Genomic DNA, 18,203 nt, shown 5'->3' on the forward strand with positions numbered 1-18,203 from the left:
CCGTGCGCTAGTTTTCCCGTGTGAGCATCGCGCACCCCTCCCGCCCGCCCCGAGCGCGGTTCGCGCTCCCCCGCGCGGCCTGGATCGGCCTGCTCGCCGCCCTCGCGCTGGCGACCGCGTGGCAGTGCTGGCGGGTGGGCGTGAACCAGGACGTACGCCAGGTCGCCGGCGTCCTGCGCGGTGCCCGGGCCGGCGGGTTCGGCGTGGCCGACGCGTGGGCCCACCGGCCGCTCGCGAGCCGGCTGGTGATGGGGGCACTGGGGCTGGCCTTGCCGTCCGACCCGGTGGGCGCCGACCGGGTCCTGCGCGTCGTGTGCTCGCTGCTGGCGGCGCTGGCCGCCGCGGTTCTCGGTCACGGGCTGCGCGGCCCCCTGGGCCGCCAGGGCGCCGGTTTCGTGGCCCTGGCCGTGGGCGCTGCGCTGGTCGTGGCGCCGGCCTGGGACTTCGCCGAGCCCGAGTGGTTCGCCGCGGTCGGTGCGGCGGCGGCGATCGGGGTGGCGTTCGCGCTGGGCCCGCGGACCGGCGCGGGGCTCGCCGGCGTGCTGCTGGCCGGGGTGGGGCTGCTGAAATACACGACGGTGACCGTGGCCGTGGTCGCCGTGGCCTGTGTGTGGGTCCTCGACCACCGCCGCGGGCGCTGGCTCGCGCTGGCCACGGGAGCGGCGACCGTGGCCCTGTTCGGTGTCTCGCTGCTCGTGTCACCGCACGAGTGGCAGTGGCTGCGCGACATGCCGCTCCTGAACCCTCCGCTGACCGGGGCGACCGCGCTGCGCGTGGTCGAGGGCTGGTCGAACCACGTGCTGGTCTCGCCGCTCACGCTGGTGGGGATCACGGCACTCACCGACCTCGCCTTCCGCGGCCGCGCGCGGCTCGCGCTGGCGGGGCTGGCCGGGCTGATCGTGCTGGCCGTGCCGTTCGCCGTGCAGCACCAGGGCTTCCTCTACCACCTCGCGCCGCTGCCGGTCTTCGCGGCCGGCGCCACCGCCGCCCTGCTGGCGCTGGGCGTCGCGGCGCCATCGGGAGCGGCGCGCGTCCACCGCACCTGGTTGGCGGTCGCGGTGGGCGGGACGGTGATCGGCGTACTCGTGTTCGCCGCGGGGCCGCGTACGCGTGACGGGCTCTGGTGGATCGGCCTCGCGCTGACGGTGGTCGCGATCGTCCTCCCCGTGGTGGCCGTGTTCGCGGGCAACGCCTGGGATCGGGCGTCCGGCGGGCGCATGCTCCCCCTCGCGGTCGCTCCCCTGCTGCTGGTCCCCCTGCTCGTGGCCCTGTCGCCCCGCACCGCGTACTCGGTCTCCATGGCCCACGACCGCGTGACCCCCGCGGTGAACCGTCAGCAGGCGGTCGACGCGCGGGCGCTGGCGGGGCGCGTGGCCGCGGTCGTGCCGCCCGACGCCCCCGTCGTGCACCTCGGCTTCAACACCCCGTGGCAGCTGCCCAACCCGTCGACGTGCCGCTATGTGAGCCCGACGTTCCTGCAGCGCGCGTCGCTCCGTGGCGTGCGGGCGAGCGCCAGCTTCCGCGAGAACCTGGCGTGCCTCGACGATCCGCGCGCGCGGTTCGCGGTGATCGAGAAGGGCTGGTTCGACCTCGACCGGGTCCCAGCCCCCGTGGCGGAAGCGGTCCGCCGCAACTTCCCGTGCGCGCGGCCGGTGTACGAGGACGCGACGGTGCGGGTGTGCGGTCGGTGACCCTTCGACTCGGCCGCGGGCGGCCTCGCTCAGGGAACGTGGATGGGCCGGGCGGCCTCGCCCCACCCGTTGGCTGAGCGAGCGCAGCGAGTCGAAGCCCCCTACACCAGCCCCAGCTCCCGCCCCACCCGTTGGCTGAGCGAGCGCAGCGAGTCGAAGCCCCTACACCAGCCCCAGCTCCCGCCCCTCCTCCCACAGCCGCTCCCGCGCGTCCGGGTGCGCCGCGTGGGTGATGAGGTTCGCGGCCTGCTCGGCCTGGGTGTGTCCGAAGATCTGGGCGATGCCCTGTTCGGTGACCACGTGGGACATCTGCATCGACGTCGTCGCCTCCTTCAGGTGGCCCACGATGGTCGAGACGTTCGCCTTGGGGTGCCACGACTTCAGCGCCAGCATCGCCTGGCCCCCCGGCGAGTGGAGCGCTCCGACGATGAAGTCGGTCTGGCCCCCGGTGCCGGAATAGATGGCGTTGTTGATGCGCGACGCGTTCGCCTGGATGAACAGGTCGACCTGCAGCGCGGTGTTCACGCTGACCATCTGGGGGTTCGCGGCGATGAGCCCGGGGTCGTTGGTCTTCTCGGTGCGGAGCATGCGTACGCGGTCGTTGTCGGCCGCCCAGTCATAGAGGTCCTGCGAGCCGAACAGGAATGACGCGGTGATCGGCGTCGCCGCGTCCATGCAGCCGCGACGCTCGAGCTCGAGCACGCCGTCGGAGAACATCTCGGTCCACACCTTCAGCCCGCGGCGACCCGTGAGCGACGCCAGCACGGCGTCGGGGACGGCGCCGATGCCGGTCTGCAGCGTCGCACCGTCGCCCACCCGATCGGCGATCGACGTGCCGATCACGCGCGACTCGTCGTCGATCGCGCCCGGCGCGTGGGTCGCCAGTGGCTCGTCCGCCTCGATCGCGAGGTCGATGTCGGCCAGCGGCACGATGGCATCGCCCTGGATGAACGGCATGCGCGGGTTGACCTGGGCGATCACGAGCCCGCCACGTCGACGGCACGCCTCGATGGCCGCCGGGAGCACGTTCACCTCGATGCCGAGCGAGACGACCTGTCCCCGCGGGGCCGACGTGTGGAGCACGACGACGTCGGGTGCCAGCGGCCCGTCGAACAGGCGCGGCACCAGCGACAACCGTGCGGGGTAGTAGTGCAGCCGCGGGTGGCGTCGCATGCCGGGGCCCACGAATGACGTCTCGTACTGGATGCCCTCGCGGTCGGGGATGCCGGGCTGGGCGTTCAACATGCACAGCCGGAACGACTCGATGGCCCCGTCGACGACCGACAACAGCCGTCCCGGCGCCGCGAAGTTGCCGGTGGCGACGACGCGCGCCCCGTTGGGCACGACGGACAGACGGGCGGACAGGGTGGCTTCGTCAACAATGCGCATGGCCGCCATTCTTGCGAATGGCGGCCATGGGTGAGCACGGGGGGCGCGTACGCCCGGCAGTGAGTGGGTCAGCCGACCTTGGCCTGCGGCGAGAAGGTGTCGCAGCTGCGGGGGTCACCGGAGTTGTAGCCCTGCGCCAGCCAGTACTTCCGCATCTCCGAGCTGCCGTGGGTCCACTTCTCGGGGTTCACGCGGCCCTGCGACTGCTGCTGGATGCGGTCGTCGCCGACCGCCTTGGCCGCGTCGACGGCACGGTCGAGGTCATCCTGGGTGATGCCCTTGATCGGGCCGTTGGGGTCGGCGGTCGCGTTCTTCATCCACACGCCCGCGTAGCAGTCCGCCTGCAGCTCCAGGCGCACGGCCGGCGACTGGGGGCCGGTCTCGTTGCCGGCGCGGTTGACCTGCTCCATGACGCCGGTCTGGTTGGAGATGTGGTGGCCGTACTCGTGGGCGATGACGTACGCCTCCGCGGCGTCGCCGCCCTTGGCGCCGAGCTGCTGGATCAGCTGGTCGAAGAACCCCGTGTCGAGGTAGATGAACTTGTCGGCGGGGCAATAGAAGGGGCCCACCGCCGACGATGCGGTGCCACACGCGGTCTGGATCTGGCCGGTGAACAGCTTCGTCTGGGTCATCTGGTAACCCTGCAACGACTTGCTCCAATAGCCCTGGATCGAGTTCGTGTAGGCCACCCAGCGGCACTCGCGGTTCTTCTCGACGTCGCCACCGGTCTTGCACTGCGACATCGTGGTCTCGCTGCCCTGGTCCTGCGGCTGGCCGCCGCCGGCGAGACCGGTCAGGTCGACGCCGAGGATCTGCGACAGGATGAACAGGATGATCATGGTGCCGATGCCGCCGCCGACGGCGATGCGGCCACCGCCGCCACCCCCACCGGAGGTGACCTGCCCCGCGTCGAGGGGGCTGTTCTCGTTGTATTGCATCGATCCTCCGGTTCTCGGCGGGGGTCCTGAGTGGACGCTGGCCAAAAGAATAGCCACACCGGCGCCGGAGGTCGCGTCGCCGGCGACCGTTGGGTGATGATGGCCCGATGAAGATCGTCTGTGTCTCCGCGCCGGGGGGGGCCGCCCTGTTCATGACCACGCTCGGTCATGGGGAGGACCCGCACCTCGCCGTGTGGCAGCACGGACTCAGCCTCACCCGCCCCCTGTCGGCCACCCGCCAGGACGACGAGATCGTCCTCACCGTGCTCGGCGCGCCCCACTCGCACGGCCGCGTCCACGTGCGCCGCCCGCGCGGCATGGACCCCGACCTGCGGTTGCGCCCCGGTGAGGTGCCCGAGGTACGCCAACGCGTGGCCGCGTACGGCATCGTGCGCAGCGCGCGCGGAGTCCTCGCGACGGAGTTCTCCGACCGTACGCACGTCCCCGGCCAGTGGGGACTGCCCGGCGGCGGCGTCGACCCGGGCGAACACCCCAGCCGCACCGTCGAGCGCGAGGTGTGGGAGGAGACGGGCCAATACGTCCGGATGGGCGAGCTCGTCGACATCCAGAGCGACCACTGGATCGGCCGTTCCCCCAGCGGCGCGGCGGAGGACTTCCACGCGGTCCGGCTCGTCTACACCGCGGTGTGCGACGAACCGACGGATCCGGTCGTCCACGACGTGGGCGGCACGACATCGGACGCGCGCTGGGTCGGGACCGACCAGTGGCGGCGCACGCACTGGACGGCGGGCGCGCGCTCCCTGCTGGACAAGCACCTGCGCCCCCACGCCGGCTGAGCGAGCGCCCCCACCCCCACGCCGGCTGAGCGAGCGCCCCCACCCCCACGCCGGCTGCGCGAGCGCCCCCGCCCCCAACGCCGACTGAGCGAGCGCCCCCACCCCCAACGCCGACTGAGCGAGCGCCCCCACCCCCCGCTGGCTGAGCGAGCGCCCCCGCCCCATGCTGGCTGAGCGAGCGCCCCCGCCCCACGCTGGCTGAGCGAGCGCCAGCGAGTCGAAGCCACCACGGGCGCCGCCCCGAAGGACGGCGCCCGTGGATGGGTCGTGCGTACGCGTCAGCGGCGCAGGTAGGACAGCATGCGCAGCATCTCGATGTAGAGCCAGACCAGCGTGGCGGTGAGGCCGAAGGCGGCCTTCCACGACTGCGAGGCCGGGGCACCCATGCGTACGCCCTGCTCGACGTAGTCGAAGTCGAGCACGAGGTTCAGCACGCCGAGCACGAGGGCGAACAGCGAGACGCCGACGGCGAGCAGGCTGATGCCGCCCGTGCCGCCGTCACGCAGGCCGAGGTTGATGCCGGCGAACGACAGGCCGAGGTTGACGAGCATCAGCACCACGAAGCCGACGGTCGCGATGGTGACGACCTGGCGGAAGCGCGGCGTGACGCGGATGTTGAAGAACTTGTAGGCGCCCAGCGTCGCCGCCGCGGCGATGAACGTCGCGAAGATGGCCTGGACGACGATGCCGTCGTAGAGCCCCTCGAACATGCGCGAGATGGCGCCGACGAACAGCCCCTCGAGCGCGGCGAAGGCCAGCACGAGGGCCGGCGACACGGTGCGGCGGAACGCGACCACGAGCGAGGCGACGAACGCGGCCAGCGCCGAACCGATGCCGATCGGCATCACGAGCTGGGGCGGCATCAGCAGGAACATCGCGCCGGCGGCGGCGATGAGCACGGCCAGCGAGACGGCGGTCTTGGTGATGACGTCGTCGACGGTCATCAGCCCGCCGCGCGGGGCCCCGCCGAACTGCGACGCCGGGGTGAAGGCGTCGTCGCGGGAAAGAATCGGGTTGGAACTGCGCATGGGTCCTCCTGGGACGGGTGTCTCTTCCAAGACTAGAACAGGTCCCAAGCATGGGGTGTTCCCGCGCCGGGGGCGAATCGGGGGTTTCCCCGAGGTCAGCGTGCCTTGTCGGTGGCGTACTCCTGCACCTCGCGCAGCGCGGCCTTGAGCGCGGACGCGCTGTCGTCGAGCGCACCGCCGGTCTCCGCGGCGTTCTTCTTGACCGCGGCGGTCAGCGCCTGCTGGGCCCGCTTGGCCGCGTCGGCCGATCGCTGGAGGGCGGCGGGGTCGCCGTTCACATAGGCGTCACCGTGGCGCTTGTGCTCGAGCGAGAGGTCCAGCCACGATCGATAGCCGTCCACCAGTGACTGCTGCATCGCCACGCTCGACGCCTGGTCGAGGGCGCGCCGGCACGGCTGGGCCTGCGCGGTCCAGCTCGCCGCGTCCCCACCGATGCGCGAGGCCATCTCCTTGCGGAGCGCGCCACAGTGCGACGCCACGCCCTGGACGGCCGGGTAGGCGCTGCGGTAGCGGCCGAGGACCTCGGCGTACACCCGGGTCGCCGCCACCACCGCGTCGGCCTTCTCCTTCGCGCTGGGGTCGTGGGCGTACGCCGGGTTCTGTTCGACACCGGCCATGGGCTTTCCGAGTTCACCGGTCTGGCGTTCGAGCGCGGTGAGCCCGGCCTGCTGCAGGGGTGCCTCGATCGACGCGGAGAGGCGCTGCGCCGTCGACTCGGCCGCGGTGAGGACGAGGCCGGTGTTCGTCGCCCGCAGCTCGAGGTCCTGGTAGTCGCGGGCGGACACCTTGGCGGGCGGCGCCACCAGGCGCCAGATGACCGCGACCGCGACGAGCGCGAGGACCAGCCCGCCGACGACGCCGGCGATCACGAGACCGGTCCGCCTCGCTCGCGGAGGGGTGGGAGGCGGGGCGTACGCGGGTCCGGGAGGTGCGTACGGGTGCTGCTGCGGCGGTCCGAACTGCTGGCGCGGGGGCTGCGTCATGGGTGCCAGCCTGCCAGACCGCAGTGCCTGGTCGACGTTGGCTGAGCGAGCGCCAGCGAGTCGAAGCCCCGGCTGCCCCACGTTGGCTGAGCGAGCGCCAGCGAGTCGAAGCCCCGGCCGAGCGAGCGCCCCCCACGTTGGCTGAGCGAGCGCCAGCGAGTCGAAGCCCCGTATCCTGCACCCTGCAGCCCTCGTAGCCCAACGGCAGAGGCAGGCGGCTTAAACCCGCCCAAGTATGGGTTCGAGTCCCATCGGGGGCACCGGGGGCGAAAAGAGCGCCGCCCCGGGACGAGACCCGGAGCGGCGCTCCCCCTGGGGATGGGGTCTATTCCTCGGCCAGCGCCGCGGACGGGCTGGTCTTCGCGGCCCGCGCCCCCGGCAGCACCGAGGCCAGCCAGCCTGCCGCCAGCGCGAACGCGACCACCAGCGCGAGCTGGCCCCACGGGACCTCCGGGATGACCGTGAACCCGGTGCCCACGACGGCCCTGATGCCGGTGATGCCGTACGCAATGCCGAGCCCGACGCCGATCAGCACGGCGACGGCGGCGAGCACGACGGCCTCGAGTCCCAGCATCATCCGCAGCCGTCGACGCGTCAGCCCGAGCGCCCGCAGCAGACCGAACTCGCGCGTCCGCTCCAGCACGGCCAGGCCGAGGGTGTTGCCGATGCCGACGACCGCGATGGCCACGGCGACGGCCGTCAGGGCCAGGGCGACCGCGACGACCCCGTCGAGGATCTTCTTCATCTCGGCCCGCTCGGCGGCGGCGCCCCCGACCTGGGCCCCCGGCACGTCGGCCACGGCCGCGCGCAGACCCTCCATCGCGTCGGCGATGTTCGCTCCCTCGGCGAACCGCACCCACGCCGCGGCCGCCGCCTGCGGCGCCAACGCCCTCATCGTCGCCTCCGTGACCACCGCTCCCGGGGCAGCGCGTGCGGCACCACCGAGAGGGTGGCGGCGACGACGGGGCGGGTGCGCCGCACCGCCAGCGGGACGACGAACGGGACGGCAAGGACGAGGCCCTTGCCCCACGTCACCTCGTGGGAGAACGCGTCGAGCAGGCAGACCGGCAGGATCGCCAGCGCCAGGAGGACGTCGCCCAGGGCACGGCGGCGGGCGAGGAGGTCACTGAGCCGGCGCACGGTCCCACTCCAGGAGGACCACGAAGGCGTACGCGGCGCTTCGGGGCCGGGGGCCGATCACTCCGCGGCGTTGCGCGGGCGGGCGCCGCTGCCCTCGATCACGGCGTTCTTGCCGCTGAGGGCGCGCTCGGCGTCGACCTCCTCCGCGGAGTCGGCCGAGGCCGGCGCGACAGCAGGTTCGGGGTTCGGCGCTGAGGGGACGGTCTCGGTGGCGTCGTCCTCGTCGTCGGGCCGGGAGAACAGGCTCGGGCGGTCATCGTCGCGGTCGTCGCCATCGGCGCGGTCGGCCGGGCGCTCGTGATCGACCACGGGCGGGACCTCTTCGCGCGGTGCGGGTTCGACAGGGCCGTGGGCCTGAGCGCGGCGCGATGCGGTCAGGATGCGCACGATCATCACGATCGACACGAGCAGCACGATGGCCGGGACGGCCAGTAGGGCCCACTGCCACGATTGCATCTGAACCTCCAGTCACGAACCCTTCGAGAGCACCCTAGCGCCCCGGGGGCCGTCGGCCGAGCCGTTCCAGAGCCGAAAGGCATCAATCAGGTCACGGAATTGGGGGGTTCGGCCCGGCGTCGTCGGGACCCGCGCACGGGCGCGTCCAGAACGCACCGATAGCCTCCACCGCCTCGTCACCGAGGGGGTTCACTCCCGGCCCGGCGGCGAGCGCATGGCCCACGAGGACGTGGAGGCACTTCACGCGGGTCGGCATGCCTCCGGCCGAGATGCCGTCGATCTCCGGGACGTCGCCGAGGTCTGCGCGGTCGGCGAGGTAGGCCTCGTGGGCACCCGCGTACGCGCGGGCCAGCTCTGGGTCGGAGCCGAGCCGCTCGGTCATCTCGGCCATGACACCCTGCGACTCGAGGGTGGAGCAGGCCGCCGTGGCGCGGGGGCACGTGAGGTAGTAGGTCGTGGGGAACGGCGTCCCGTTCGGCAGGCGCGGTTCGGTGGCGACCACGCCGGGCTTGCCGCACGGGCAGCGCCACGCGATGCCGGCGACGCCACGGGGTGCCCTCTCGAGCTGGGTCTCGACAGCGGCTTCGTCGGCCGGCGTCATCGGTTCGAACGTGCGGGTCATCGGGCCTTCTTGGTCGGCGTCGGCGTCTTCTTCGGCGCAGGGGTGCGCGTGCCGTCGGTCAGGGGCGGACGCTCCGACGCGGCGGTCGGCGTGGGGGCGGCGGTCGGCGGCGGGACGGGGGTGTCCGCCGTCCTGATGGCTCCCCACATGCGCTGCCACCACTGGCGCTGGGGAGGGGCGGCCTCGTTCGGCATCGGCTCGATGCGGGTGCCCACGGGCTTCCCGTCGGGCCCGATCACGCGATAGCCGATCTCCCCCGGCATCACCCAGCCCAGTCGTTCGCGCGCCTGCGCCCGCACGAAGTCGGGGTCGTCCCAGCGCCGCAGCTTGGCGTTGAGTTCGTCGATGTGGGCCTGTGACCTCTGGATCGTCTGTGCGTTCTCGGCGTTCTGGCGCTCGGTGTCCAGATAGATGCGCAGGGAGCCGGCGTACGACAGGAGGAGGAAGGCCAGCACGGCGATCAGGATCACCGCGCGACGGGTGACGCCGATGCCGCGCGGCTGTTCGTCGGCAGACCCCTCGGGGACCCGCTCGGCGGTGACCGTCGGCGTCGCCTGTTCGCGCGCGACCGACCGGGGGCGCGGCTTTCCGCGGCCGGGGCCGGCTCCGGGTCGGGAGGTGCGTGGCGTGCTGGGCATCGCCGCCAGTGTAGGCGCGCGGAGCGCCGGTTCCCGGGAACGAGGACGGCCGTGGCGGGACCTGGGTCCCGGCCACGGCCGTCGTTCCTACGTTCTCCGAGCGAGGAGTCAGCCCTTGAACCGCGGGAACGCCGCGGCGCCCGCGTACTCCGCCGCGTCGTCGAGGTCTTCCTCGATGCGGAGCAGCTGGTTGTATTTCGCGACGCGATCGGAACGGGCCGGCGCGCCGGTCTTGATCTGGCCGCAGTTCGTGGCGACGGCGAGGTCGGCGATCGTGACGTCCTCGGTCTCGCCGGAGCGGTGCGACATCATGCAGCGATAGCCGGCGCGGTGGGCCAGCTCGACGGCCTCGAGGGTCTCGGTCAGCGAGCCGATCTGGTTCACCTTCACCAGGAGCGCGTTGGCGGTCTGGGTGTCGATGCCGCGCTGCAGGCGCTCGGGGTTGGTGACGAACAGGTCGTCGCCCACGAGCTGGACCTTGGCACCCAGGCGATCGGTGATCGTCTTCCAGCCGTCCCAGTCCTCCTCGTTCAGAGGATCCTCGATGGAGACCAGCGGGTAGGCGTCGACCCACTCCGCGTAGAGGTCCGTCATCTCGGCGGCCGACAGCTGCCTGCCCTCGAACGTGTAGGAGCCGTTGTCGAAGAACTCGGACGCGGCGACGTCGAGCGCCAGCGCGATCTGCTCGCCCGGGGTGTAGCCCGCGGCGTGGATCGCTTCCATGATCAGGTCGAGCGCGGCGCGGTTCGACTCGAGGTTCGGCGCGAAGCCGCCCTCGTCGCCGAGGCCGGTCGACAGGCCCTTGTCCTTGAGGACCTTCTTGAGCGCGTGATAGACGGTCGCGCCCATCTCGACGGCCTCGCGGAACGTCGAGGCGCCGATCGGGGCGATCATGAACTCCTGGATGTCCACGTTCGAGTCGGCGTGGGATCCACCGTTGAGGATGTTCATCATCGGGACCGGCAGCACGTGGGCGTTGGGGCCGCCGACGTAGCGATAGAGGTTGAGCCCGGCCGACTCGGCGGCGGCGTGGGCGACGGCCAGCGAGACGCCGAGGATGGCGTTCGCGCCGAGCTTGCCCTTGTTGTCGGTCCCGTCGAGCTCGAGCATGGCGTCGTCGACGAGGCGCTGCTCGGAGGCCTCGAAGCCGAGGATCTCGGGGGCGATCTGCTCGATGACGTTCTCCACGGCCTTCAGCACGCCCTTGCCGCCATAGCGCTCGCCGCCGTCACGGAGCTCGACGGCCTCGAAGGCGCCGGTGGAGGCGCCCGACGGGACCGCCGCGCGACCCTCGGCGCCGTCGTCGAGGACGACCTGGACCTCGACAGTGGGGTTGCCGCGCGAGTCGAGGATCTCGCGTGCGTCGACGAATTCGATGGTTGCCACAGTGGTGCCTTTCGTGTGGGTTCACAGGTGGTCGAGCCGCTCGGGCACGACCTTCACCACCAACCCTAGACTCCGGGCCGCGACGGGTTCAGGCGGGTCGCTCGGCCTCGCGTACGCAGTCCTCCAGCCCCCGCAGGGCGTCGCGTACGGCCTGTTCGGGGTCGACGCCCGACGCCTGCGCGCGGGCGACGAGGGCCAGCGCGTCCCGGCCCACCTCCTCGGCCGTGACCGACTCTTCGGGCAGGTCCAGCGGCACCGCGTGCGAGCGCGCCCGCGACACCACCTTGTTCGCGCGGGCGAGTGCGGACAGGCGCACGGGGATGCCGTCGAGCGACGAGGTCCGCCCCTTCTCGGCGCGCTTGCGGGCCTCCCACGTCGCATTCAGGTCGTCGGGGACCTCACCGTCGCCGAACACGTAGGGGTGGCGGTCGATCAGTTTGTCGGCCACGCCGCGCGCGACGTCGTCAAGGGTGAAGCGGCCCTCCTGCTCGGCAATGGTGGCGTGGAACACCACCTGCAGCAGCAGGTCGCCCAGTTCCTCGCGCAGGTCGGTGTCGTCGCCGGACTCGACGGCGTCGACGACCTCGCAGGTCTCCTCGACCAGGTAGTGGACCAGCGAACGGTGGGTCTGCTCGGCGTCCCAGGGACATTCGACCCGCAGGCGCCGCATGACGCCGACGAAGCGGTCGAGCTCGCCCCCGTCGCTCACCGGCGGATCAGCCCTGGCCCTGGGCCAGCTGCGACAGCGAGTTCGACGTCGTCTGGATCTCGCCGGTCTGGGGGTTGGACGCGACCTGGCCCAGCCCGGTCAGGCCGAAGCGCGGGTTGATGGTGTGGGCGACCTTGCCGAGTTCGGCGTCGACCCGGTCCTCGCCGATGCCCTGGGTCAGCACCTGGGTGCGCGCCAGCGCGCGGAAGAGCGGGCGCACCCGGGCGTCCTTGGCGAACGGCGCGAGCTCGGGATCGGTGTCGAGCATCGCGTCGGCGGTGGCATCGAGGTTCTGGCCCTGGTTGCGGGCTACCGACGCGGACGCCTCGCCGCGCATGAGAGTGCTGAGGATGATCGACTCCGGCAGCGGCCTGGCCTTCTGACCCTGCTGCTGGGCGAGCTGGCCCGCGACCTCGTTGTAGGCGTTCGTGGCGCTGGTGACCTCACCGGTGGTGATGCGGTGGCCGTCCACGATCGCGGCCGTGCTCGGCGAGCCCGCCCCGCACGCGGTGAGAGACACGGCGAGTACGCCTGCGGCTCCCGCCCCTGCGATGCGTCCAGAGATCTGCGCCAGCCGGCCCTTGCCCATAACGATTCCCTTCGAAGGTGCTCTCGAGTCGGGCCCATCTTAGGGCACTCCCCCTCTCGCTTTATTCGAACACCTGGACTAAAATAGAAGGGTACGCAAGAGTTGGGAGGGGGTGGATTCCATGACGACCGATGTCGCGATGCCGACGAAACGCGAACTCGTGGCGGCGGCCAAGGAGACCCACGCCCTCGAGGTTCGTGCCGACATCACCAAGCGGACCACCGTGGCACTCATGTGCGATGTCTGGTCGGTGACTGACGATTCCGCGTTCGACTCCCGCGGCGACGCGGCCCCCACGTGCTGTTCGGCGAGCGCCTCGTGAACCCCGGCGGCCCCGGCACCCCTGGCGTCGCGGAGTTCCTCGCCCTCGAACTGGGTCCGGCCCTCCACCTGTCGCCGGAGTCCGCCCACACCCTCATCGCCGACGTCCTGAACCTCCGACACCGCCTGCCGATCCTGTAGGAACTCACCATCAACGGCAACGTCCGCGCCTGGGTCGCCCGTCACGTCGCACGCGCCACCGAAATGCTTCCCCTCGACAAGGCCCGCAACCTCGACGCGCGCCTCTCCCCAACCGCCGGCGGCCAGACCGAGGCTTCACTCATGCGCGAGGCCGAACGGCTGACTGCACTGCTCGACGACGATGCAGAAGAGCGTCGCGAACGCGCTCGCCGCCATCGCTTCGTGGACATCATCGGCGAGCTGGACGGCACAGCCCAGGTCCACGGACGTCTCGATGCCGCCGCGGCGGTCCATCTCGATCACACCCTCGACGCGGCGGCCCGCGCGCTGGCGACAGGCGGCCTCGAGGGCCTCGGCCCGGCCCCGACCCGGGCGCCACGACACGGGCGATGCTCCGAGCCGCCCTCGAGATCGTGGCCAAACATCGGCCCCTTACCGGTGCCGGGACCGATGACATCAACGCCGCGCCCTTCGCTGGCGAGCCCTACCCACCCAGGGCGGACGACGATCGTCCACCGTTCTGACCAGAGCGAGCGCGCAATTCGCGCCCTACGCCAGGAAGATCTCCCGCACCACCTGTTCACACCACTGCAGCAGCTCCCGGTCCACCGGCGCCTGCCCGCCCACCTGCGCCGCCAGCGGGCGCGGGATCAGGATCCACTGCGGCTTGACCACGGCGCGCGGGTGCATGCGCTTGAGTCGCAACATCCGCGACTCCGGCAGGTCGTGGGGCCCGAAGCGGATCTGCGGGCCCTGCGCCACGACCTCGGTCAGCCCCGCCTCGCGGCACAGGTTCCGGAACCGGGCAACCTCGAGCAGCGTGTCGACCGCCGCCGGCGGCTCGCCGTAGCGGTCGACCAGCTCCGCGCGTACTTCGGTGATGCCGGCCTCGTCGCGCACCTCGGCCAGGCGCTTGTACATCTCGAGCCGCAGGCGCTCCGACCCGACGTAGTCCTCGGGCAGGTGGGCCTCGACCGGGATCTCGATGCGCATCTCGGGCTCGGTCGCGGTCTCGGTGCCGTCGCTGCGGAAGTCGGTGACTGCCTCGCCGACGAGCCTGATGTAGAGGTCGAAGCCCACGTCGGCGATGTGGCCCGACTGCTCGCCGCCGAGCAGGTTGCCGGCGCCGCGGATCTCGAGGTCCTTCATCGCGATCTGCATGCCGGCGCCCAGGTCCGTGTGGGCCGCCATGGTGGCGAGCCGGTCGTGGGCGGTCTCGGTGAGCGGCTTGTCCGGCGGATAGAGGAAGTACGCGTACCCCCGCTCCCGCGAGCGCCCGACGCGTCCGCGGAGCTGGTGGAGCTGCGACAGGCCGAACATGTCGGCGCGCTCGATGATCAGGGTGTTCGCGGTCGAGATGTCGAGACCGGCCTCGACGATGGTGGTGCAGACGAGCACGTCGTGCTTGCGGTCGACAAAGTCCTGCATGACCTGGTCGAGCCGCTTCTCCCCCATCTGGCCGTGGGCGGTCGCGACCCGCGCCTCGGGGACCAGCTCGGCGAGCTGTTGGGCCGTGCGCTCGATGGACTGCACCCGGTTGTGGATGTAGAAGACCTGGCCCTCGCGCAACAGCTCGCGGCGGATGGCGGCGCCGATCTGGGCCCGGTCGTACGCCCCCACGAACGTCAGCACCGGGTGGCGCTCCTCCGGCGGGGTCTGGATGGTCGACATCTCGCGGATGCCGGTGACGGCCATCTCGAGCGTGCGCGGGATCGGCGTCGCCGACATCGCCAGCACGTCGACGTTGAGGCGCAGCTTCTTCAGCTGCTCCTTGTGTTCGACGCCGAACCGCTGCTCCTCGTCGATGATCACGAGGCCGAGGTCTTTGAACCTGATCTGGTCCGACAACAGCCCGTGGGTCCCGACGACGATGTCGAGGGTGCCGTCGGTGATGCCCTCGCGTACCTTCTTCGCCTCCGACGGCGACTGGAACCGCGACAGCTGGCCCACTCGCACGGGGAAGCCGGCGAAGCGGCCGGCGAACGTCTCGGCGTGCTGGCGCACGAGGATGGTCGTCGGCACGAGCACGGCGACCTGCTTGCCGTCCTGCACGGCCTTGAACGCAGCCCGCACGGCGATCTCGGTCTTGCCATAGCCGACGTCGCCGCAGATCAGGCGGTCCATCGGCACGACCTGCTCCATGTCGCGCTTGACCTCCTCGATGCAGGCGAGCTGGTCGGGGGTCTCGACGTACGCGAAGGCGTCCTCGAGCTCGCGCTGCCACGTGGTGTCGGCCGAGAAGGCGTGGCCGCGGGAGGCCTGGCGGGCCGCGTACAGCTTGATCAGCTCGGCGGCGATCTCGCGGACGGCCTTGCGGGCGCGCGACTTGCGCCTGTTCCAGTCGGCGCCGCCCATCTTGTCGAGCGTGGGCGCCTCGCCGCCGACATAGCGGGTGACGAGGTTGAGCTGGTCCATCGGGACGAACAGGCGGTCGCCGGGCTGGCCGCGCTTGGAGGGCGCGTACTCGATGACGAGGTATTCGCGCGTCGAGCCCCCCGCGGTGCGCTGGATCATCTCGACATAGCGGCCGACCCCGTGTTGATCATGGACGACGGGGTCGCCGGTCGCGAGTTCGAGCGGGTCTATCTGGTTCTTGCGCCGCGTCGGCATGCGCCGCGCGGACTTGTCGGCCGGCCCGCGCCCGGACAGGTCGCCGCCGGTGAACACGGCGAGCCTGACCGAGTCGAGGCGGAAGCCGTGGGGCAGGTCGGCCAGCGCGACGGTGACGAGGTCCTTCTTGGGAGCCGCGTTGAGGGCGCGGACCGGCTTGGTGCCGACCTCGTGCTCGCCGAGGAGCTCGACCATGCGCTTGACGAGACCCTTGCCCTCGGCGACGAGCACGATGCGCCAGTCGTCGGCCAGCAGGCCCTTGATGTCAGTGACTGCGGCCTCGGCGTCGCCGCGCCAGGGGTCGATGGCGTGGGCGCCGATGATGCGCGACTCGACGCTGGCGGAGGCACCGACCAGGGAGAGGTCGACGACCTCCCCGTCGTCGGTACGCACGGTGCCGGCCTCGCCGGGCGCCGCCTGGAACTGGCTCAGGCTCCACCACCCCTGCCCGCGGCCGAGCGCGTGGGCGCGGACGTCCGACAGCGAGCGGTACGCGGACGCCCCCAGGTCGACCGGCGCCTGCCCTCCCCCGGCGGCCGCGGCCCAGGACGCCTGCAGGAACTCGTCGCTGGTGGCGACGAGGTCGGCGGCGCGGCCGCGGACGAGCTCGGGGTCGGCGACCATCACGAGGGTGTCGGCGGGCATGACGTCGACGAGCAGCTCCATGCCGTCGACGAGCGCGGGCGCGAGCGCCTCCATGCCCTCGACGGCGTGACCCTCGGCGATCTTCTCGAGCATCTCGGCCAACTCCGGGTGGCGCTCGCCCAGCGCGGTCGCGCGCTCGCGTACCTCGGGGGTGAGCAGGAGCTCGCGGCACGGGTCGGCGACGACCTCGGTCAGCGTGGTGTCCGTGGAGCGCTGGTCGGCGACGGTGAAGGTGCGGATCTCCTCGATGGTGTCGCCGAAGAAGTCGATGCGCACGGGGTGTTCGGCGATGGGCGGGAACACGTCGACGATGCCGCCGCGGACGGCGAACTCGCCTCGGCGCTCGACGAGGTCGACCCGGTGGTACGCCGCGTCCACCAGCCGCTGGGCGAGGCCGTCGAGGTCGTGGTCGGTGCCGACGGCGAGGCGTACGGGGGTGAGGTCGGCCAGCCCGGTCACCTGGGGCTGGAGCACCGAGCGGACGGGCGCCACGACCACGCGGGGCGTGGGCTCGTCGTCGCCGCCGCGGCCGGCGAGCCGGCGCAGGACCGACAGGCGGCGGCCGACGGTGTCAGACCGCGGGCTCAGCCGCTCGTGGGGCAGCGTCTCCCAGGCCGGGTAGTAGGCGACCTGCGCGTCGCCGATGACCGCGCCGATGGCGGCGGTGAGGTTCTCGGCCTCGCGATAGGTCGAGGTGACGAGCAGCAGCGGCCGGTGCTCGGCCAGCGCGCCGGCGAGCACGGGGCGCAGCGCGGGCGGCGCGGTGAGGTCCAACGCCGAAACGGTACGCGAGCGCGCGTCATCGCAGGCCTCGGCGATGACGGGATCGGTGGATGCGAGCTTGACGAGTCCCTGCAGGATCACCCGGACACGCTACTCGGTCGGTGGGAGAGGACCCAATCGCGCCACTGACCGATCGGGTGGCGGAGTTGAGCCGTGACTACGCGGCTGAACTCCGCCACCCGGGCGGTCAGGAGTGAATCAGAAGCGGATCGGGATCGGGATCCCGTTGCAGCAGCAGAACCCCTCCACGCGGGTGCCGCTGCGCTGCATGCCGAGCAGGGTGCGGTAGGCGGACGCGCACGCCGCGAACCGGCCGATGGTGGGGATGGCCGCACCGATGAGGCCGCGGTCGAGCACCTCGGCACGGATCGCGCCCGAGCAGCCCGAGCCGCCGTGGAGTACCGCGTGGGCGCAGCGATAGCCCTTGCGGGGCGAGAGGTGGCGCTGGTAGGCGTCGATGCCGCGGGCGGCGAGTGAGGACAGGGAGAACATGCGGGCTCCTTCGGTCGAGGGTGCTCGGCAGCGATGTCGCCGGGGCCGGGAGGCCCCGCTGCCCGAACTGTCTACAAAGAGACCAACGGAGTCAGGTGGGGCCCGGTCAGCGCTTGGCCAGCAGCTTGACCACGGCCTGGGCGACGCCCTTGGCCGAGGTCGGGTTCTGTCCGGTCACCAGGTTGCCGTCGACGACGACGTGCTTGCCCATGGGTACGCGGGCCTTGGTGAACCGGCGCGACTTCGCCCCGAGCATCTTCTCCAGGTTGAAAGGAACCACGTCACGACGGCCGGCGACCTTCTCCTCGGCCCACGAGAACCCGGTCACCTTGCAGCCCTCGAGGAACGCCTTGCCGTTGCCGCGCGTGGCGTTGAGCAGACCGGTCGGCCCGTGGCAGACGGCCGAGACGATCTTGCCCTGGTCGGCGAACGCGCCGATGAGGCGACCGAGGTGGCGGCTCTCGGGGAAGTCGAACATGGTGCCGTGACCGCCGGTGAGATAGATGGCGTCGTAGTCGTCGGCACTCACCTGGGCCACCGACTTCGTGTCGACGAGCAGGTTCATGAAGTTGCGGTCGCGGTAGCGCTTCTTGGTGCCGCCCATCGCGAGGACGGGCGCGCCCAGCGACTCGGGGTCGAGCGGGACCTTGCCGCCCGCGATCGACGCGATCTCCATGGTGTGGCCCGCCTTCTCGGCGACGTCCCAGAAGTGGGTGAGTTCACCGAGCCAGAGTCCGGTGCGATAGCCGGCGTCGGCGTACTCGTCTGCGCTGGTGACGATGATGAGGATGCGGGACACGGGTGGTGCTCCTTCGGTCGGCGACGCCTCGACGTTATCGACATAT

General features: G+C 71.8%; 20 protein-coding genes and 1 tRNA gene. 5 read left to right on the forward strand and 16 right to left on the reverse strand.

All coding sequences use genetic code 11. The features are described from left to right. The first annotated feature begins 20 nt into the window (after positions 1-20). The gene (locus ACYVAG_RS02405; protein ID WP_460765994.1) at positions 21-1,691 is read left to right on the forward strand and encodes a hypothetical protein; all 1,671 of its coding nucleotides are present in this window, start codon (positions 21-23) and stop codon (positions 1,689-1,691) included. Between the two features lie 162 nt (positions 1,692-1,853). Here ACYVAG_RS02405 and ACYVAG_RS02410 read toward each other — a convergent pair whose 3' ends face one another. Together ACYVAG_RS02410 and ypfJ are read right to left on the reverse strand one after the other, a co-directional pair. Further along, the gene (locus ACYVAG_RS02410) at positions 1,854-3,074 is read right to left on the reverse strand and encodes an acetyl-CoA hydrolase/transferase family protein (protein WP_460766813.1); all 1,221 of its coding nucleotides are present in this window, start codon (positions 3,072-3,074) and stop codon (positions 1,854-1,856) included. A 74-nt stretch (positions 3,075-3,148) separates the two neighbouring features. Next, the gene (gene ypfJ / locus ACYVAG_RS02415) at positions 3,149-4,018 is read right to left on the reverse strand and encodes a KPN_02809 family neutral zinc metallopeptidase (RefSeq protein WP_460765997.1); all 870 of its coding nucleotides are present in this window, start codon (positions 4,016-4,018) and stop codon (positions 3,149-3,151) included. Between the two features lie 107 nt (positions 4,019-4,125). Here ypfJ and ACYVAG_RS02420 point away from each other — a divergent pair, with 107 nt between their 5' ends. After that, positions 4,126-4,815, forward strand: a complete 690-nt coding sequence (locus ACYVAG_RS02420) for an NUDIX hydrolase (RefSeq protein ID WP_460765999.1) — start codon at positions 4,126-4,128, stop codon at positions 4,813-4,815. A gap of 278 nt (positions 4,816-5,093) precedes the next feature. Here the strand turns inward: ACYVAG_RS02420 and ACYVAG_RS02425 are convergent, their stop codons facing one another. After that, the gene (locus ACYVAG_RS02425; RefSeq protein ID WP_460766002.1) at positions 5,094-5,843 is read right to left on the reverse strand and encodes a Bax inhibitor-1/YccA family protein; all 750 of its coding nucleotides are present in this window, start codon (positions 5,841-5,843) and stop codon (positions 5,094-5,096) included. Between the two features lie 95 nt (positions 5,844-5,938). Further along, positions 5,939-6,826 carry a hypothetical protein gene (locus tag ACYVAG_RS02430; protein ID WP_460766004.1) on the reverse strand — a complete coding sequence of 296 codons (888 nt, stop codon included), beginning with the start codon at positions 6,824-6,826 and terminating at the stop codon, positions 5,939-5,941. Positions 6,827-7,013: 187 nt separating this feature from the next. Between ACYVAG_RS02430 and ACYVAG_RS02435 the strand changes: the two genes are divergently transcribed. After that, positions 7,014-7,086, forward strand: a tRNA-Leu gene (locus ACYVAG_RS02435). Positions 7,087-7,151: 65 nt separating this feature from the next. On the opposite strand, the gene ACYVAG_RS02440 is transcribed toward ACYVAG_RS02435, so the two are convergent. The 8 genes from ACYVAG_RS02440 to ACYVAG_RS02475 form a co-directional block, all read right to left on the reverse strand. Then, a complete protein-coding gene (locus tag ACYVAG_RS02440) occupies positions 7,152-7,721 on the reverse strand; it encodes an ABC transporter permease (protein ID WP_460766007.1) in 570 nt (189 codons plus the stop codon). After that, a complete protein-coding gene (locus ACYVAG_RS02445) occupies positions 7,718-7,966 on the reverse strand; it encodes a hypothetical protein (RefSeq protein ID WP_460766009.1) in 249 nt (82 codons plus the stop codon). Before ACYVAG_RS02445 ends, ACYVAG_RS02440 begins: the two co-directional genes overlap by 4 nt. 57 nt (positions 7,967-8,023) lie before the next feature. Beyond that, entirely contained in the window at positions 8,024-8,422 is a 399-nt protein-coding gene (locus tag ACYVAG_RS02450; protein WP_460766012.1) for a hypothetical protein, read from the reverse strand. Positions 8,423-8,513: 91 nt separating this feature from the next. Next, the gene (locus ACYVAG_RS02455) at positions 8,514-9,044 is read right to left on the reverse strand and encodes a DUF501 domain-containing protein (RefSeq protein WP_460766015.1); all 531 of its coding nucleotides are present in this window, start codon (positions 9,042-9,044) and stop codon (positions 8,514-8,516) included. Then, positions 9,041-9,682 (reverse strand): FtsB family cell division protein, encoded by a 642-nt coding sequence (locus ACYVAG_RS02460; protein WP_460766018.1) that lies wholly within the window; start codon positions 9,680-9,682, stop codon positions 9,041-9,043. Before ACYVAG_RS02460 ends, ACYVAG_RS02455 begins: the two co-directional genes overlap by 4 nt. A 108-nt stretch (positions 9,683-9,790) precedes the next feature. After that, positions 9,791-11,068, reverse strand: a complete 1,278-nt coding sequence (gene eno, locus ACYVAG_RS02465) for a phosphopyruvate hydratase (RefSeq protein ID WP_460766020.1) — start codon at positions 11,066-11,068, stop codon at positions 9,791-9,793. A gap of 88 nt (positions 11,069-11,156) precedes the next feature. Next, positions 11,157-11,738, reverse strand: a complete 582-nt coding sequence (locus ACYVAG_RS02470) for a nucleoside triphosphate pyrophosphohydrolase (protein ID WP_460766816.1) — start codon at positions 11,736-11,738, stop codon at positions 11,157-11,159. A gap of 46 nt (positions 11,739-11,784) precedes the next feature. After that, entirely contained in the window at positions 11,785-12,297 is a 513-nt protein-coding gene (locus ACYVAG_RS02475; RefSeq protein ID WP_460766023.1) for a hypothetical protein, read from the reverse strand. 190 nt (positions 12,298-12,487) lie between these two features. Here ACYVAG_RS02475 and ACYVAG_RS02480 point away from each other — a divergent pair, with 190 nt between their 5' ends. Together ACYVAG_RS02480 and ACYVAG_RS02485 are read left to right on the forward strand one after the other, a co-directional pair. Then, positions 12,488-12,688, forward strand: coding sequence for a hypothetical protein (locus tag ACYVAG_RS02480; RefSeq protein ID WP_460766026.1), 201 nt, complete (start codon positions 12,488-12,490; stop codon positions 12,686-12,688). Next, a complete protein-coding gene (locus tag ACYVAG_RS02485) occupies positions 12,685-12,828 on the forward strand; it encodes a hypothetical protein (RefSeq protein WP_460766029.1) in 144 nt (47 codons plus the stop codon). Before ACYVAG_RS02480 ends, ACYVAG_RS02485 begins: the two co-directional genes overlap by 4 nt. 135 nt (positions 12,829-12,963) lie before the next feature. Here ACYVAG_RS02485 and ACYVAG_RS02490 read toward each other — a convergent pair whose 3' ends face one another. The 4 genes from ACYVAG_RS02490 to ACYVAG_RS02505 form a co-directional block, all read right to left on the reverse strand. Then, positions 12,964-13,212 carry a hypothetical protein gene (locus ACYVAG_RS02490; RefSeq protein WP_460766031.1) on the reverse strand — a complete coding sequence of 83 codons (249 nt, stop codon included), beginning with the start codon at positions 13,210-13,212 and terminating at the stop codon, positions 12,964-12,966. 165 nt (positions 13,213-13,377) lie between these two features. Further along, positions 13,378-16,947, reverse strand: a complete 3,570-nt coding sequence (gene mfd, locus ACYVAG_RS02495; protein ID WP_460766034.1) for a transcription-repair coupling factor — start codon at positions 16,945-16,947, stop codon at positions 13,378-13,380. Positions 16,948-17,064: 117 nt separating this feature from the next. After that, complete coding sequence (yidD, locus tag ACYVAG_RS02500; protein ID WP_460766037.1) at positions 17,065-17,358, reverse strand: membrane protein insertion efficiency factor YidD; 294 nt, start codon at positions 17,356-17,358, stop codon at positions 17,065-17,067. Between the two features lie 106 nt (positions 17,359-17,464). Next, positions 17,465-18,157 carry a type 1 glutamine amidotransferase domain-containing protein gene (locus ACYVAG_RS02505; protein WP_460766039.1) on the reverse strand — a complete coding sequence of 231 codons (693 nt, stop codon included), beginning with the start codon at positions 18,155-18,157 and terminating at the stop codon, positions 17,465-17,467. Positions 18,158-18,203: the final 46 nt, after the last annotated feature.

It is taken from the genome of Mariniluteicoccus flavus (genome assembly GCF_054776655.1).

Coding starts and splice junctions, on each gene's coding strand:
- ACYVAG_RS02450 (WP_460766012.1), bottom strand. CDS start 8,422: ATGCAATCGTGGCAGTGGGCCCTACTGGCCGTCCCGGCCATCGTGCTG.
- yidD (WP_460766037.1), bottom strand. CDS start 17,358: ATGTTCTCCCTGTCCTCACTCGCCGCCCGCGGCATCGACGCCTACCAG.
- ACYVAG_RS02460 (WP_460766018.1), bottom strand. CDS start 9,682: ATGCCCAGCACGCCACGCACCTCCCGACCCGGAGCCGGCCCCGGCCGC.
- ACYVAG_RS02440 (WP_460766007.1), bottom strand. CDS start 7,721: ATGAGGGCGTTGGCGCCGCAGGCGGCGGCCGCGGCGTGGGTGCGGTTC.
- ACYVAG_RS02470 (WP_460766816.1), bottom strand. CDS start 11,738: ATGCGGCGCCTGCGGGTCGAATGTCCCTGGGACGCCGAGCAGACCCAC.
- ACYVAG_RS02455 (WP_460766015.1), bottom strand. CDS start 9,044: ATGACCCGCACGTTCGAACCGATGACGCCGGCCGACGAAGCCGCTGTC.
- ACYVAG_RS02430 (WP_460766004.1), bottom strand. CDS start 6,826: ATGACGCAGCCCCCGCGCCAGCAGTTCGGACCGCCGCAGCAGCACCCG.
- ACYVAG_RS02425 (WP_460766002.1), bottom strand. CDS start 5,843: ATGCGCAGTTCCAACCCGATTCTTTCCCGCGACGACGCCTTCACCCCG.
- ACYVAG_RS02420 (WP_460765999.1), top strand. CDS start 4,126: ATGAAGATCGTCTGTGTCTCCGCGCCGGGGGGGGCCGCCCTGTTCATG.
- ypfJ (WP_460765997.1), bottom strand. CDS start 4,018: ATGCAATACAACGAGAACAGCCCCCTCGACGCGGGGCAGGTCACCTCC.
- ACYVAG_RS02480 (WP_460766026.1), top strand. CDS start 12,488: ATGACGACCGATGTCGCGATGCCGACGAAACGCGAACTCGTGGCGGCG.